Below are 16,670 nucleotides of genomic sequence, written 5' to 3' on the forward strand. Positions count from 1 at the left end.
GATAATGAACATGTTATTCCGGTGGAGAGGTGCGGCGATATGTCGTGAATTAAGATTTTTATTTTCCACGTTTATGTAGCGTATAGTCGAAGAAATGATGCGTTTTATCGAAGAATCTCGTGCAAGTGGTTGTCTTGTAGATAGTTGCGAATGATAAAAATATTTAATTTCTATTTATTTGTTGTATTTTTCCCGGGTATCGCCAACTTTATCTATCTTTGAGAGATAAAATTAAAATACCATGAAACGAATTGTGTCTATCTGTTTACTTGTGCTGGTGTTGGGGGCTTGCGAGAGGGAGCATTTTATTACCGATCCGGCTTACCGGGCGATGGTGGAGGAAGATTTTCAAAGAAAGAGGGCGGTGTTCGGGGAGTCCGGGGCGGCTTTGTTTGGTGTGTTCGACAGCGTGATGACGCTCCCCGAGCGGGAGGCGTTGACTTTTCTTTACGCTTATTCCCCGCTGGTAGATATTTCCTTCTCGGGCGGGGAGTACCTGCTCGACAACGTGCGCTTGGCTTTCCGTGCGCGGGAGGAGATGCCGTGGGGGCTTTCCGTGCCGGAGAATATCTTCCGTCATTTCGTGCTTCCCGCGCGGGGAGGCAAGGAGTACTTGGACACGGCAAGGGCGGTCTTTTTCCGGGAATTGAAGGAGCGGGTTGCCGCTCGCGGGAACATGGAGCAGGCGGCGCTGGAAGTGAACCACTGGTGTCACGAGAACGTGATCTACAAGCCGACGAATGCACGTACGTCCTCGCCTCTTGCCACGAGGCTGCGGGCTTACGGGCGGTGTGGCGAGGAATCGGTGTTCACGCTGGCGGCATTGCGTGCCGTGGGCATTCCCGCCCGGCAGATATACACGCCCCGCTGGGCGCATTGCGACGACAATCACGCTTGGATAGAGGTCTGGATTGACGGCGAGTGGAAGTATCTTGGTGCTTGCGAGCCGGAACCCCGGTTGAATATAGCGTGGTTCACGCTGCCCGTGCAGCGGGCGATGTACGTGGAAGCGGAGGTGTTCGGGAAGTATGGTGGCGACGAGGAGATTGTCTTCACGAACGACAACGCCTTGGCGGTGAACGTGACCTCCCGTTATACCCGGACGAAACGGACGGTGGTACGGGTAACGGACTCGCTCGGGCGTCCCGCGGGGGGAGCCCGGGTGGAGTACAAGATATTTAATTACGGGGAATATTATCCTGTGGTGACGCTCGTTGCCGATGCCCGCGGGGAAACGGCGTTGACTCTCGGGGAGGGTGACATCATGGTGTGGGCAAGCGATGGCGGGTGCTTCGGGTTCGGGCGATTTCCCGTGGGGGAGCGAGATACGCTCGTGATAGCTTTGGACAAGGGGGCGGGTGACGCGTTCGCCACGGAGTTCGATCTGGTGCCTCCCGTGCAGCGGGATATAGAGGCATTGTCGACCGCGGGCGAAAGGGCGGCGAACGACCGCCGCCTCGTGTGCGAGGATTCGTTACGGAATGCTTACGCCGCCACGTTCATGACGGCAGAGGCAGCACGGGGCAGGGCGGTTGAGCTGGGCGTGGATACCGCTCGTTTCGCCCGTTACGTTCGTTTGGCGAGAGGTAATTACGCGGAGATCGAACGGTTGTTCCGAGAGGTCGGGGATAAGGAACGGGCAATGCAGCTGTTGGATGTGGTTGCCGAGAAGGATTTGCAGGATACTCCGGCGGAGGTGTGGCTGGATCACGTGGCGGGTACGCGGGATTTCCCGGACGGCGAGCTTTTCCGGGAATACGTGCTGAACCCGAGGGTGCAGAACGAGTTGATTACCGCTTTCCGGCAGCCTGTCCGCGAAGCCTTGTCGCGGGATAGCGTGCTTGTCGACGGGGAGCGTATCGCACCCCGTGAACTTGCCGAGCGGTTGTTGCGTTATATCGAGAAAGTACGGGTAGCGGACTACCCGGCAAAGGTGACAACTCCTCCTGTCGGCGTGCTTCGTGCGGGAGTGACCGACGCTCTTTCCCGGAATATCTTTTTCGTGGCGCTTTGCCGCACGGTAGGGCTTCCGGCGAGGTTGAATCCCGTTTCCGGCAAGCCGGAATGTTGCTTGGAAGATATGTGGTACACGGTGGATTTTGCCGCCCGACAAGCCGTGCCGAAAGGACAATTTATGCTCCATTACCCGGGGACACCTGTTGGTGACCCGAAATATTTCTTGAATTTCACGGTCGGGAAGATCGAGAACGGACAGGTGCGCACGATCGACCTCGGGAGTAACGCGGCGGTAGACATGGGGGCGGGTGCTTCCTACAGCCAGATATTCGCCGCTCCCGTCCTGTTGGAGGCGGGGGATTACGTTCTTTCTACCGGCAATCGCCGTGGTGACGGCGCGGTATTCGCCGGGATGACTTCTTTCCGCGTGGAAGCGGACGGGCAGACCGGCATGGAGTTGCGGGTACGTCCCGTGGAGGAACGGACGGAGATTGTCGGCAAAGTACGGTTGCCTTTGTCTTTCGTGCCGGAGGGCGCGGGGTCCCCGGTGAAAATCACTCTCCCGCGGGAGGGGTACACCGCTATCGCTATCGTGGAGGCGGAGAAAGAACCTACCAATCATCTTTTGCGCGACATGGGGAGCATGAAGGAGGAATTTGACCGGTTGGGCTTGCCGCTTTATTTCGTGTTCCAGGACAAGGATAACTCGCATAAATTCCACCGCTCGGACTTTCGTCCTTTCCCGTCGGGCGTGTGCTGGGGGTACGATCATGACGGGGTGCTGCTCGGGCAGTTGGCGGAGGATTTGCAATTCCGTGACACGAGCACGCTTCCATTGGTGGTGCTGCTCAACGGCGACGGTGAGGTGGCTTTCGTGTCAAGGGGCTACCGCGTGGGATTGGGGACGCAGATCATGAACGTGATGAGCCGGAAATGATGCAGACGATCATACGCCTTTTTGACGAACGGGACGCCGAAGCCGTGTCCCGTTTGATCCGGGATAACTTGTTGCACGTGAATAGCCGGGATTATGATGCTTCGGTCATCGATTATATGTGCCGTATGTTCACGCCCTCGTACTTGCGCGAAACCGCCGTGACCCGTACTATGTTCGTGGCAGAAATAAACGGGCAGGTAGTGGGTACCGTCGGTTTGGAGGGGGACGAGGTGTGTGCCCTTTACGTGTCCCCCGGGGAGCACGGGCAACGGATCGGCGAACGGCTGCTGCGCCACGTCGAGGATGTCGCCCTCGAGCGGAACATCCACTGGCTGCAACTGTCCGCCAGCCTCACGGCTGTCCGTTTTTACGAGAAGATGGGATACGTTGCCCGTGAACGCGAGGAATCCGAATACTTCGGACCCGCATACATAATGACGAAATTAATTAGATTGGAGTAGTTGAAGAAACTAACACAATTTTCTCTTTTAACTTTCAATGGAATTCCGTACATTGGCATCCTCTTTAGTTGTTTTGTGTTAAATTGTATATTATGAAAGAGAAGTCTACAAATGTAAAGGCTTTATTGCCTGTGTTATTCGGGTTTTTCATCATGGGATTTTGTGATGTGGTGGGAATATCCGTGGGTTTCGTGAAGAAAGATTTTCAATTGAGTGAAACGGTTGCCAATTTCCTGCCTTCCATGGTATTCCTGTGGTTTTTGCTGTTGGCGGTTCCGGCGGCGATATTCATGAATCGTGTGGGGCGGAAGAAGACGGTACTGGTGAGTATGCTCGTGACCATCGTGGGAATGCTGATTCCCTTTGTCGAGTACAACATGGTCACTTGTTTCGTGGCATTTGCCCTGCTGGGTATCGGTAACACGATTTTGCAAGTATCGCTGAACCCGCTCTTGACCAACGTGGTGAAGGGCAACGTGCTAGCGAGCTCGCTCACTGCCGGGCAGGTGTTGAAGGCGGTTTCCTCGTTTTGCGGTCCGTTCATCGCCGCTTTCGCCGCTTCCGTGCTGGGAAATTGGCAGTACTTGTTCCCGATATTCGCGGTGCTGACGTTGCTGTCCACGCTTTGGCTGATGTCCGCGCGTATCCATGAAGATGGCGCGGAGCCGGAAGTTTCCTCGTGGGGCGGGACGTTCGGGTTGTTGAAGGACAGGACGATCTTCTTGCTTTTTCTCGGCATCGTGTTCGTGGTCGGCGTGGACGTGGGGACGAACATGGTAGCTCCCAAGCTGTTGATCGAGCGGTGCGGGTTTACCGAGATCGAGTCGGCGGTGGGACCGAGTACCTATTTCGCCTTCCGCACGATCGGGGCGTTTATCGGGACATTTCTGCTTGCCCGCGTGTCGTGCCGGAAGTATTTCCAGGTGAATATTATGGTGGCTATCGCCGGGCTGCTGGCGTTGTTCTTCGTTGGCGGGCAATACGCTATTTTGGCGTTGGTCGCTCTCGTGGGGTTCACTTGTTCCAGCATTTTCTCGCTCGTTTTCTCCATGGCTATACAAGCCCGCCCGGAGAAAGCAAACGGCATATCCGGTCTGATGGTAACCGGTATATTCGGGGGAGCCGTCGTGCCGCCGCTGATGGGTTACCTTACCGATCTGCTTGGCAGCCAGGCGGGGTCGCTTCTGGTGATCCTCGGTTGCCTCTGTTACCTGCTTTACTGCTCCTTCGGGATCAAGGTGAAAGCGTGAATCGTCAATCTTAAATCATAAATATAGCATGTACCAGTTTGACAAAAGAATAGTGATGACGTTGGATGCCGGGGGAACGAATTTCGTGTTCTCGGCGATACAGTCCAACGAGGAGATCGTGGAACCGCTCACGTTGCCTTCCAACGGGAATGATCTTGAAAAATGCCTGGCGACGATGGTCACGGGCTTCTCGGCAATCCGCGAGAGGCTGGCGGACGCTCCCGTGGCGATCAGTTTCGCCTTTCCCGGTCCGGCGGATTACGTGAACGGGATTATCGGTGACTTGAAGAATCTGCCCGCTTTCCAGGGAGGCGTGGCGTTGAAGGCTTTCCTTGAACGGGAGTTCGGGATACCCGTGTTTATCAATAATGACGGCGACCTTTTCGCTTACGGCGAGGCGTTGGCGGGTGCACTGCCCGAGGTGAACCGGATGTTGCAGGAGGCGGGAAAAGGCAAGGTGTACAAGAATTTGATCGGCATCACGCTGGGCACGGGGTTCGGGGGCGGCGTGGTCCGTGATCGGGAACTGTTTCTCGGGGACAACGGGGTCGCCGCCGAGGTATGGGTGTTGCGCGACAAGCGGGAACCCCGCTACGGCGTGGAGGAAGGAATCTCTATCCGTGCCATCCGGCGTGGATATGCCCGGTTGTCGGGTGACGAGCGGGATTTGACACCGAGGGATATTTTCGATATAGCCGAGGGTACGCTCGACGGCGACCGGGAGGCGGCTCGCGAGGCTTTCGCCCGTGCCGGGGAGGTGCTGGGAGAGGCTATCGCCTCGATGAACGCCGTGGTGGACGGGGTCATCGTGATCGGTGGCGGCATCGTGGCGGCACATAAATACTTGATGCCCGCCGTGATGCGAGAGTTGAACGGCTCGTTGTGCATGTATGACGGCAGCCCGGTGGATCGCATGGAGATGAAAGCTTTCTTCCTCGACGACCCGCGTGACCGGGAAGCGTTTCTCGCCCCAACCACGAAACAAATCCTTATCCCCGGGACGACGGAAACTGTGGATTACGACCCCGTGAAACGTGCTGCCGTCCTCGTCACGCGGCTGGGCACGAGCAAGGCAATCGCTTTCGGGGCTTACGCCTTTGCGCTGAACGAGTTGGATAGAGGATAGCTTACATTTTACTCTAAACTTTAAATTTAAAACTTACTTGTATGAACTCGGATTATTCATTGAACCCGCACGTTTTGTCGCGTTACTTGCATAAGGAACCGAAGTATTTTACCAAAGAAGATATCATTCGTTACGTTAGAGAGAATGATATCGAGATGATTAATTTCCGTTATCCCGGGGCAGACGGGCGGTTGAAGACGCTGAATTTTATTATTAACAGTCTTGAGCATCTTGACAATATACTGACCTGCGGGGAACGGGTGGACGGGTCGAGCCTTTTCCCTTATATCGAGGCGGGATCGAGTGACCTTTACGTGTTGCCCCGTTATCGTACGGCATTCCTCAACCCGTTCAGCGATATCCCGGCGGTAGATATACTTTGCAGTTTTTACACGAAGGATGGCAAGCCTCTCGAGATGTCACCGGAGTACACGATGCGAAAGGCGCACGAGGCGTTGCGGCAGGTGACAGGGTTGGAATACGAGGTGATGGGCGAGTTGGAATACTACGTGGTTACCGATACGGAGCCGTTGTACGGGACTCCCGACCAGCGGGGATACCACGAGTCGACGCCATTCTGTAAGGGACAGGAGTTGCGCACGTTGGCGATGAAGTATATCGCTTCTACCGGGGGACTGATCAAATACGGGCATTCCGAGGTCGGTAATTTCACGTTGGACGCGCGATCGTTCGAGCAGAACGAGATTGAATTTCTACCCACGCGCATGGAGGACGCCGCCGACCAGTTGATGATTGCCAAATGGATTCTCCGCACGCTGGCGCACGAGTACGGGGTAGACCTGACGTTTGCCCCGAAGATCACCGTGGGCAAGGCGGGTAGCGGTATGCATATTCACACCCGCCTCACCCGTGACGGCAAGAACGTGCTGGTGGAGAACGGCAAGCTGACGGATACCGCCCTGAAGGCGATCGCCGGGTATCTCGACCTGGCTCCCTCGTTGACGGCTTTCGGCAACACGAACCCGTCGTCATATTTCCGTTTGGTTCCTCACCAGGAGGCTCCCACGAATATCTGCTGGGGTGACCGCAACCGTTCGGTGCTGGTGCGCGTGCCTCTCGGCTGGACGAGCGGGGCTGCCAATATGTTGCAGGATGCTAACCCGCGGGAACTGGTGGAAGAGCGTGATTATAGCAACAAGCAAACCGTGGAATTCCGTTGCCCGGACGGATCGGCGGATGTCTATCTGCTGATAGCGGGACTTGCCGTTGCCGCCCGCCACGGTTTCGAGATGGAGAACGCCTTGCAATACGCCCGTGACCGTTACGTGGACGTGAATATCTTCGATGATGCCAACAAGGCGGTTGCCGACCGGTTGAGCCATCTCCCTGCTTCCTGTCACGAGTCAGCCCTCTGCCTGGAACAACAGCGCGGCGTGTACGAGGAATACGACGTGTTCGCCCCCGGGTTGATTGACGGTGTTATCGCCATGCTCCGGAAATACAATGATGCTAATCTTCGTGAACAACTCAAGAATGAGGAGGTGGGGATGGAGGAACTCGTGGAGAGGTATTATTATTGCGGATGAAGCGATCGATGCTGTGATTTAGTGATTGCCGATTTGGTGATTTTAGATTAAAAAGATTACCGAAGCTGGAATACTCTCCGGCTTCGGTAATCTTTTTAATTTGCGTCTAAAAATTAATTCAGTCCGCTTCGTTCCAGTAACGCGTCGACGGTCGGTTCCTGTCCGCGGAAACGCTTGTAGAGCGTCATCGGGTTCTCGGAAGCGCCTTTCTCCAACACTTCATGGCGGAATGACTCGGCGGTTGCCCGGTCGAAAATACCGCGTTGTTTGAACAGCGAGAAGGCATCGGCATCGAGTACTTCCGCCCACTTGTAGCCATAGTAACCGGCGGCGTATCCCCCGGCAAAGATGTGCCCGAAGGCGGGCGAGAAGGCGGTGCCTTTCACGAGGGGCATGATCTCCGTGCGTCCCATGGCTCGTTGTTCGAAGTCAACGAGGGATTCGGTAACGGGAGCGGTGATCGTGTGCCATGCCATGTCCACCATGCCGAAGCTCAGCTGGCGGTCGCTGCCGTATCCCGCTTGGAAGTTGGACGAACGTTTGATCTTGTCGATGTACTCTTGCGGGATGGTTTCGCCCGTCTGGTAGTGGGTTGCCCACGTGTCCAGCCATTCTTTTTCGAGGGCGTAGTTTTCCATGAATTGCGAGGGCAATTCCACGAAGTCGCGGGACACGCCGTCCATCGAGGTTGAACCGTAGGTGCATTTACCGAAGATGCCGTGCAGGGCGTGACCGAACTCGTGGAGAAAGGTAGTTACCTCGCTGAACGTCAGTAACGACGGTTTCGTGTCGGTCGGTTTCGTGAAGTTCATCACGAGGGATACCAGCGGGCGTTGGTCTTTGCCGTCTACCATTTTTTGTCCCCGGAAAGCGGTCATCCACGCGCCCCCGCCCTTGCTCTCGCGCGGGAAGAAGTCGGTGTAAAGCACGGCGAGGAACGAACCGTCATTGTCGTAGACCTCGTAGGTTTTCACCTCGGGGTGGTACAGCGGGATGTTCGTCACTTCCTTGAAGGTGATGCCGTAGAGGCGCGTGGCAAGGTCGAACACGCCGCGTTGCGCGTTTTCCAGCTTGAAATAGGGGCGCAGCATCTCGTCGTCGAGGGCGTATTTTTCTTGCATCAGTTTATTGGAATAGTACGACCAGTCCCAACGTTGCAGTTCGCCCTTGAGTCCCTGTGCACGGGCGTATTTCTCCACTTCCGCCTTGTCCGCCAGGGCGTGGCGGTGCGATGCCTCGTGCAGTTGGTCGATGAAGTCGTTGACGATCTCGGGGGTATTCGCCATGCGGTCGGTCAGGGCGTAGTCGGCGTAGGTGGGGTATCCCAGCAATTTCGCCTTTTCGAGGCGCAGTGCCGTGATGCGTTTTACCACGCTTTCGTTGTTGTATTCATTGTCGCGGTACGCGCGGGAGGCGTTGGCACGGTACATTTGCTCGCGGAGGGCACGGTTGTCGGCGTATTTCATGAAGGGTGCCATGCTGGGGTAGTGGAGGGTGAACACCCATCCTTCTTTACCGCGTTGCTTGGCGGTCATCGCTGCCATTTCCTTCACTCCCTCGGGAAGTCCCGCGAGGTCTTTCTCGTCGGTGACGAGCATCTCGAAATCGTTCGTTTCCGCCAGTTCGTTCTTGTCGAACGTGAGGCTTAGTTTCGACAGTTCCACGGAGATTTCCTTGAAACGTTCCTTGGCGTCGCCCTCTAGGTTCGCCCCCCCGTCGATGAAGGATTTCCACGTGTTCTCGAGCAGGGTAGCCTGTTCCGTCGTGAGGTTCAGACCCTCTTTTTGCTCGTGTACTTGTTTCACGCGGGCGAATAATGCCGGGTTCATGTATATCGCGTTGCTGTAAGCGGTGAGCTTCGGCGACACGTTTTGCGCTATATCTTGCATCACGCTGTCCGTGAGGCAGGCGTTCAGGTTGAAAAATATACCTGCCACGTCGCCCAGACGTTTGCCGGCGCCGTCCAGTGCCGCGATGGTGTTGTCGAAAGTGGGTGTTTCCTTCGAGTTGGCGATAAGGTCGATTTCCCGTTGTGCTTCCTCGATGGCAGCATCAAAAGCAGGTTCGTAATGTTCCGCCTTGATCTTATCGAAAGGCGGCGTCTGGTGGGGAGTGGCGAAATCCGTCAGCAACGGGTTCTGCTCTGTCTTCCCGCAAGATGCCACAAGTAAAATAATTGCAGCCATAGATAATGTTTTTCTCATGTTATAATAATTTGTTATTACTCTAATTCGAGGTGCGAAGTTACGAAAAGTTTATAAAGTTACGAGGTTTGGCGGGTAATAGATTAAGGTTAGGCTATCTTTCCTCTATCTTATGGAGGAATCATGAACCAAGCATAAACGTAGCATAGACGATGATTTACGTTTATGCTACGTTTATGGTTCGAAGATGCCACGTTCATGGGGTAGGGAATGGGTAGCCCCGCCATGGGTGACAGGTAGGTTAACGATTTTTCTTTCCCTTGAACACGATCTTCGGTTCCACGACGAAGGGAATGATCGAAACCGTGGCATTTAAGTTCAGGCTGTCGTGTTGCACTTTTCCCTCGTGCGAGTAGGACATCTTGCGTGTGCCGACATTGACGTTGCCGCTGCCCTTGAGGCTAAAGGCGTCGCCGGAGGAGGTGGCGGTTGCTGATGCCGGGTCTACCGTGATGCCGCGCACGGGCATGGTGAAGTTCACCAGCTTGAGGGCGAGCGTGCCGTTCGAGTCCGCGGTGATCTCGATGCCGCAGGGGATGGGACCTTCCGGTATCATGCCTTTCGCCTCGGGGGGAACCATGGCTTTCACGTGGTCGGACAGCACGATGGTAGCTTCGCCGCGGTATACCCCGGGCAGTTTGTCTATGTCGCCCGCGTGGTGGTCGGAACAGCTGTTGCAGGAGGTGAATAAAACGGGTGCCGGCACGAAAACGAGAAGCAAGAGTGTAAAGAATAGGTTCTTGTTCATGAACTGTTGATTTATTTTTGTACTTTCGGGGGCTAAAAATAGAAACTTTTAGACGAAAAACCATCAAGTATATGAAAATTATAGGACAATTGCTTCTCGTTTTGCTTGTTACTGCCGGAATTGCCGGGGTGACCCGGGTGGAGGCGAAAGACAAGAAAGACCACGGGGCTGCCGTTTCCGGAACGTACAACGGGAAGGCTTATATCGAGATCATGCAGCGGGAAATGCCCTTGAAACTGGAATTGAAACGGACGCACCGGGATAGCGTGGAGGTGGTGGTGACCGATTTCGAGCTTCCCACGGGGCAAAAGTTCAGCTACCGTTCCGGCAGGGTGTCGGTAAAGCCGGAAGTGAAGGACGGCAAGACGGTGTACCGGTTGAATATTACCTTTACTTATAATTATAACAATATGCCGATGCGCGTGACCGCCACGGGGACGATTACCGACGGTCAGCTGGATTCCACGGTAAAGGCCACGATCATGGATGCCATGGAAACGAAGGTAACTTACAAGGCGAAAAAGGTTTAAGCATAATATTTTGATAAATAGTGTAGATAAAACAGGTTAAATCGAAAAGTTTAGCCTGTTTTATTATTGTGCCGTTTTTTTTTCTACATTCGCGGGTGTTACTTCGGGGAACGGCAAATGAAATATGAAGAAAAAGATATAATCAATCTCCTGAAAAAGGGAAACGTGGCGTGCGTGAAGATGCTATTTGATAACTATTACCAGATGCTGTGCGTGTTCGCCTTGCGTTTTTTGCACTCGTTCGAGGATGCGGAGGACGTGGTGCAGGATGTGTTTGTCGATTTCTGGGAGAAGAAGAAGGGAACGACATTCCGCGGGGCGTTGAAATCTTATCTATTCGGGGCGGTGCAGAAAGCTGCCTTGTATCACGAGCGGAGTGCGGGGCACATGGTGTTTGAAGAAATCGACTCGTATGCCGGTTTGCTGGCTGACGAGATTTCAGAGGAACGGGAAGAAGAACTGATAGCCCGAAAGGAGAAATTGTACAAGGAAATTCAACTTTTGCCCGAGAAATGCCGGGAAGTCTTCATGGCAATCGTGCTGGAAGGCTTGTCTTACAAGGAAACCGCCGAGAAACTGGATATTTCGGTCAACACGGTGAAGACTCATTATGCGCGAGCTTTGAAACAGTTGCGTGACAATCTGGATACGATTATTCTATTGTTCTTGCTTCACGGGAAAATCTCCCGGTCGTTCGTTCTGGCTGGTTAATGTGTTCAGCTCTTGTTTTTGGTTAAATTAACATTTAGTGGCATTCGTGTCAAAGATTGACGGGTAGATGAACTAATAACTTATCTACAATTATAGTAAAGTTATCGTGAAGTAATATTTTACTTGTTATAGCATTATCGTGTAGGACTCGTGTAGGGGGCGGCGGGGCATGGGAACATTTTCGGAAAAAATATCGTTTTCTTTTCACCCATTTCGATAAAACCTGCAATATGTAGGAAAATGAAGTTGCTATATGGATGAGAATATATTAAAATGGATTGCCGATTATAGCGAAGGATCAATCGGGGAAGAGGATTGGTTGCGCCTGAAACGGTGGGTGGAGGAGAAACCGGAGCACAGGGTCATTTTTGATGATTACCTGCGTGTCTACCGGAACGCTCACGAGATCGGGTTCATGGAAAAGATGGATGCCGAACGTTCGTGGAGAGCGCTGGAACGCAAGCTGAGGCGGGGACACCGGATGATGGTGGTGAGATGGATGGTCGCCGCCTCGGTCGTGTTTGGGGGAGCCGTGGGCGGGTGGTTGTTGCTCGCGAAGAATGGCGCAAGGGAGAATGTCCCGGTTGCCGAGGCTATCCCCGGGAAAGCAGCCGTGAAGTTGTTCATGGCAGACGGCAAGAGCGTCACGTTGAGCGAGAACCAATCACTCGACTTGATCGAGAAGGATGGGACAGAGATACGCAAGGATACTGCGAAAGGATTGGTGTACGGAGCCGAGAATGTAGTGGAAAAGAGTGTGTTGCACACGTTGGATGTGCCCGTGGGCGGGGAATTCGAGTTGACACTTGCGGACGGGAGCCGCGTGTGGTTGAATTCGATGACGAAGTTCAGGTACCCGACCCACTTCACGGGGACGACGCGGGAGGTGTTCGTCGAGGGGGAAGCTTTCTTCTCGGTGAAGAAAGATGCCGATCGCCCGTTTATCGTGCACACGGGCGGGGTGCGGGTGAAAGTGCTGGGGACGGAGTTCAACCTGTCTGCTTATCCGGGAGAAAAGACCGTGACCACGTTGGCGGCGGGGAAGGTGGAGGTAGCCGGGGAATCGGACAAAGTGTCTTTGCAGCCAGGTGAACAGGCGATATGGAACAACGATTTGAAGAATATTGAGGTGAAGGCGGTGGATGCGGCTCTTTACTCGTCGTGGATAAAAGGTGTTTTCGAGTTCGAGAATATTTCTTTGCTGGCTATTACCCGTCAGCTTTCCCGTTGGTACGGGGTGACGTTCCAGTTCGAGGACTGCAGTTGCGCGGAACGCTGTTTTACCGGGGGGATAAAGAAGTACGTGCCTTTGATACAGTCGTTGGAGATTATCGAGAAGACGACGAACGTGGTTTTCAAGATCACCGGGAAGAATATCATCGTGCGGTCGCGTTGAAAATGAAAGATGGAAGGGCGAAAAAAGCGGGAAATGGTACCAGCATTCCCCGCCACTGTGTAACTCATTCCAATAACCGATAAAAGTTAAAGTGGAATAACGTAAAATTGAAGTGCAAAGCTATGGAAAAAAAGCGAATGTTTCGCTATCTCTTGGGGCAAACTCGAGGTGGTAATTCTTTTTTGATTATGAAATTGACAGTTGTATTGACGATTATTTTTACGTTCAACGTGTTCGGGACGGCGAGTTCCCAGAACGTGAGTTTGAAATGTGAAAATGCTTCCTTGCGGGATGTTTTTCGCTCGTTGAAGCAACAGACGGGGTATTTGTTCGTGTTCAATGAGGAAGAGTTGAGCCGGGATACCCGGGTAAGCGTGGAAATCAGTAATTACACGCTGGCGAAGGCGTTGGACAAGGTGTTGTCCGGGCTACCTTACGGCTACGAGGTAATCGATGACATGGTGGTAATCAAGCCGATGCCGGTGAAGACGGTGGCGCGGGACACGGTGAAACCGAAAGTTATGGTGAAAGGCGTGGTGGTCGACTGCCAGGGTGAAACGCTCCCGGGAGTGTCTATCCTGATCAAGGGGACGATCACGGGAGTTGCCACGAACGTGGACGGGGAGTTTTCCATCATGCTGGAGCGAAAGAAACAGTCGTTGCTGTTCTCTTTCATTGGGATGAAGACGAAAGAGGTGGTATGGAACGGGGAGAAAACCTTGCGGGTGTTGCTGGATGACGATTGCGTGAACATGGACGAGGTGGTTGTGACAGGTTACCAGACGATCGACAAGAGGAAGCTGACCAGCTCGATTTCTTCCTTGACGGACAAGGATCTGGACTTCCGGGGAGCCTTGACGGTAGACCAGATGTTGGAAGGTAAAGTCCCGGGGTTGCTGGCGATGACGTTGAGTACGACGCCGGGAGCCGCCACGAAGATGCGCCTGCGCGGTTCCAGCACATTCACGGGGACGCGGGAGCCGTTGTGGGTGATCGACGGGATTATTTACGAGAACCCGGTGCCCCTCTCCGCTGACGAGATCAATAGCTGGGACAATATTAACCTGATCGGTAACGCCATCACGGGCTTGAACCCGCAGGATATCGAGCGTATCGACGTGTTGAAGGATGCCTCGGCGACGGCTATCTACGGAACCCGCGCTGCGAACGGCGTGATCGTGGTGACGACGAAGACGGGGAAGGTGGGCAAAACCTCTTTAAGTTATAATTTTAACGCGGGCTATATGCGCCGCCCGACATATGACGATTTCGAGTTGATGAATTCGAAGGAGCGCGTGGATGTATCGCGGGAGATCATGGACCGGGGGTTGTATTTCGAGTACACGCCCCAGCGCATGGGATACGAGGGGTTGATGATGGATTACTGGGACAAGAAGATTTCTTTCGCCGAATTCCAACAGGGCGTTTCCGAGATGGAAGGGCGCAACACGGATTGGTTCAAAGCGTTGTTCCGCGACTCGTTCAGCCAGTCACACGATATCAGCCTTTCCGGCGGTAACGAGAATACCCGGTATTATTTCTCTTTCGGTTATGCCAATAATAAAGGTGCCGAGCGGGGCGTCGACTTGTCGAGGTTGACGGCACGTATGAACTTGTCTACCCGCCTGCGCGAGAATATCATGGTGGACATACGCCTGAGCGGTTCGCTGCAAGACGCGGACTACAATCCCGGCGGGTACTCCGCCTTTGACGAGGCGTATTACACGAACCGTTCGATCCCGGTGCGGAATGCCGACGGGTCACTGTATTACGTGGACAAAGAAGTGAACGTGAATCGTACGGCAAACACGAAGGTGTATGCCGGGTATAATATCCTGAACGAGTTCGCCAACGGCGGGAGCAATATCGTGAATAAGAGCCTGAACCTGACGGCTTCCCTGAACTGGGAGATACTGCCGAACCTGCGCTACATGGGAACCGTGGGGTTGACGACGACGACGAACTTGACGGAGGATTGGATGGGCGAGAAGAGTTTTTACGTGGCGGATTTGCGCGGATGGGACTATGGCGACAGACCGGCGGGCGACGTTCCGGCAAAGGATATTATGGATGGTGGCGTGTATTCCCATGGCTCGATGAACCAGTATGACTGGACGGTGCGTAACCAGTTGAATTATAATTTCACGCTAAAGGAGATACACCATTTTAACGTGGATTTCGGGCAGGAAGCGAAGTCCACGATCTACAAGGGGACGTCGAGCGGGCAGTTCCCGGGATACATGAACGACCAGGGAAAGACATTCAGCCGTTTCCCCGTGGTGCAGAACGGGGTGGACTACGAGTACACGCAAGCCTTAAAATATTGGTTTTTGCAGAGTGGCGGCGTGTTTCCCACGATCACCGACCGGAGGGAGAATGCTTTGTCTTTCTACGCGACGATGACTTACACGTTTAAGAACTTGTACTCGCTGAACTTTAATATCCGTAACGACGGTTCCAACCGTTTCGGGCAATACAAGAACGAGAAGTTCAATCCCGTGTGGTCGGTTTCCGGTCGTTGGAACATCAACGACGAATCTTTCATGAACTGTTCGTGGATCGAGACGTTGGCTCTCCGCGGGTCATACGGTTACCGCGGGAACGTGCCGAACGAAAGTCCTTACTTAGTTATCGATACCCCGCGGAAACAAACGGCTTCCGGGGAATTGGGAGCGATGGTGAAATCCTTCCCGAATGCCAACTTGAAATGGGAGAAAACATCAACGATGAACGTGGGTTTGGATTGGTCGTTCTTGCGCGGGCGGATCAGCGGTGCCCTGGAGTATTATTACAGCAAATCGGTGGACTTGATCACGGATCGCCCGGTGTCGCTGGTGAACGGGATGACTTCCTTGAAGATTAATGACGGTTCGGCAACGAACAAGGGGATCGATTTCAATATTTCGACGAGAAATATTGACACGAAGGATTTTAAATGGCGGACTTCTTTGTCTTTCTCCCACACGAAAAACACCGTGACGCGTGGGGCAGAGGTGACGGAAGGGTATGTCAACACGTATAGCAATTACGTGAGCGGGTCGGTGGTGAAGAAGGGATCGTCGGTGGATGGGTTCTATTCTTACCAGTTTGACCGCCTGGATGAACACGGGTTGCCGCGCTTTAAGAATCTGACGGGTAACTTGTCGAACATGACGAAAGAGGATTTCCTGAGCCATATATTTACCTATTCTGGCACGCGCACGCCGTCGGCGTACGGTAGTTTTTCCACGGAATTTATGTACAAGCGGTTTTCCTTGCGGGCGGAGTTTTCCTACAAGTTCGGCTACAAGGTGCGTATGTTGAGGCTCTACAAGGATAACGGGAATATTTTGCCTTACCCGGAGGATAACATGAATAACGTGATGGCGAAACGCTGGAGAAATCCCGGTGATGAGGCGAACACGAATATCCCGGTGCTCTCGAACGAAACGTTAAGCGTCCCGGAGATGGACCTTATGCCGGGCGAGGCGGACGCGTACAAGTACACGATGGTCGACGCGGACTTCCGCGAAGTTGTCGGACCGCGAACGAACGCGGGATGGTATATGTATGACTACTCGGATTTGCGGGTGGCTAAGGGCGACCATATCCGTGTGCGGGCGCTGTCGTTGGGATATAGCTTGAAGGGCAACTGGATGGATAAAATGGGAATCAACGGTTTGAGGGTGGATTTTCAGGTACAGAATATCGGGATCATCGTGTTTGACAAGAAGCTGAAAGGACAAGACCCGGATCAGGTGCAATCCATCGGTATGCCGACTTTGCCGACGTATAATTTGAGCGTGAACGTGAATTTCTAACCGA

The 16,670-nt window shown here is 53.7% G+C and carries 11 protein-coding genes; 10 read left to right on the plus strand and 1 reads right to left on the minus strand.

Annotated features, from left to right (window positions below; genetic code table 11):
- Window positions 1–241: 241 nt before the first annotated feature.
- From A3CY_RS0115335 to A3CY_RS0115355, 5 genes are all read left to right on the plus strand, one after another.
- On the plus strand, window positions 242–2,893 hold the full coding sequence (locus tag A3CY_RS0115335) for a transglutaminase-like domain-containing protein (protein WP_018338820.1): 2,652 nt from the start codon (window positions 242–244) through the stop codon (window positions 2,891–2,893).
- Window positions 2,890–3,354 (plus strand): GNAT family N-acetyltransferase, encoded by a 465-nt coding sequence (locus A3CY_RS21270; RefSeq protein WP_018338821.1) that lies wholly within the window; start codon window positions 2,890–2,892, stop codon window positions 3,352–3,354. Before A3CY_RS0115335 ends, A3CY_RS21270 begins: the two co-directional genes overlap by 4 nt.
- A 92-nt stretch (window positions 3,355–3,446) precedes the next feature.
- The gene (locus A3CY_RS0115345; RefSeq protein ID WP_018338822.1) at window positions 3,447–4,604 is read left to right on the plus strand and encodes an MFS transporter; all 1,158 of its coding nucleotides are present in this window, start codon (window positions 3,447–3,449) and stop codon (window positions 4,602–4,604) included.
- A gap of 28 nt (window positions 4,605–4,632) precedes the next feature.
- Entirely contained in the window at window positions 4,633–5,730 is a 1,098-nt protein-coding gene (locus A3CY_RS0115350; RefSeq protein WP_018338823.1) for an ROK family protein, read from the plus strand.
- Between the two features lie 41 nt (window positions 5,731–5,771).
- The gene (locus A3CY_RS0115355; protein ID WP_018338824.1) at window positions 5,772–7,277 is read left to right on the plus strand and encodes a glutamine synthetase family protein; all 1,506 of its coding nucleotides are present in this window, start codon (window positions 5,772–5,774) and stop codon (window positions 7,275–7,277) included.
- 113 nt (window positions 7,278–7,390) lie between these two features.
- On the opposite strand, the gene A3CY_RS0115360 is transcribed toward A3CY_RS0115355, so the two are convergent.
- Entirely contained in the window at window positions 7,391–9,463 is a 2,073-nt protein-coding gene (locus A3CY_RS0115360; RefSeq protein ID WP_018338825.1) for a M3 family metallopeptidase, read from the minus strand.
- Between the two features lie 386 nt (window positions 9,464–9,849).
- Here A3CY_RS0115360 and A3CY_RS23015 point away from each other — a divergent pair, with 386 nt between their 5' ends.
- The 5 genes from A3CY_RS23015 to A3CY_RS0115385 all read left to right on the plus strand — a co-directional run bounded on the left by A3CY_RS23015 (window position 9,850) and on the right by A3CY_RS0115385 (window position 16,666).
- Window positions 9,850–10,239, plus strand: coding sequence for a hypothetical protein (locus tag A3CY_RS23015; protein WP_155828385.1), 390 nt, complete (start codon window positions 9,850–9,852; stop codon window positions 10,237–10,239).
- Window positions 10,240–10,300: 61 nt separating this feature from the next.
- Window positions 10,301–10,759: a hypothetical protein gene (locus tag A3CY_RS0115370; RefSeq protein WP_018338827.1), complete on the plus strand. Its 459-nt coding sequence runs from the start codon at window positions 10,301–10,303 to the stop codon at window positions 10,757–10,759.
- A gap of 117 nt (window positions 10,760–10,876) precedes the next feature.
- Window positions 10,877–11,470, plus strand: coding sequence for an RNA polymerase sigma factor (locus A3CY_RS0115375; protein ID WP_071596005.1), 594 nt, complete (start codon window positions 10,877–10,879; stop codon window positions 11,468–11,470).
- Between the two features lie 253 nt (window positions 11,471–11,723).
- The gene (locus A3CY_RS0115380) at window positions 11,724–12,866 is read left to right on the plus strand and encodes a FecR family protein (RefSeq protein WP_018338829.1); all 1,143 of its coding nucleotides are present in this window, start codon (window positions 11,724–11,726) and stop codon (window positions 12,864–12,866) included.
- 188 nt (window positions 12,867–13,054) lie between these two features.
- The gene (locus tag A3CY_RS0115385; RefSeq protein WP_169503683.1) at window positions 13,055–16,666 is read left to right on the plus strand and encodes a SusC/RagA family TonB-linked outer membrane protein; all 3,612 of its coding nucleotides are present in this window, start codon (window positions 13,055–13,057) and stop codon (window positions 16,664–16,666) included.
- Window positions 16,667–16,670 lie beyond the last annotated feature (4 nt).

Origin of the sequence: Butyricimonas synergistica DSM 23225, from assembly GCF_000379665.1 — a bacterium.
GTDB lineage: Bacteria > Bacteroidota > Bacteroidia > Bacteroidales > Marinifilaceae > Butyricimonas > Butyricimonas synergistica.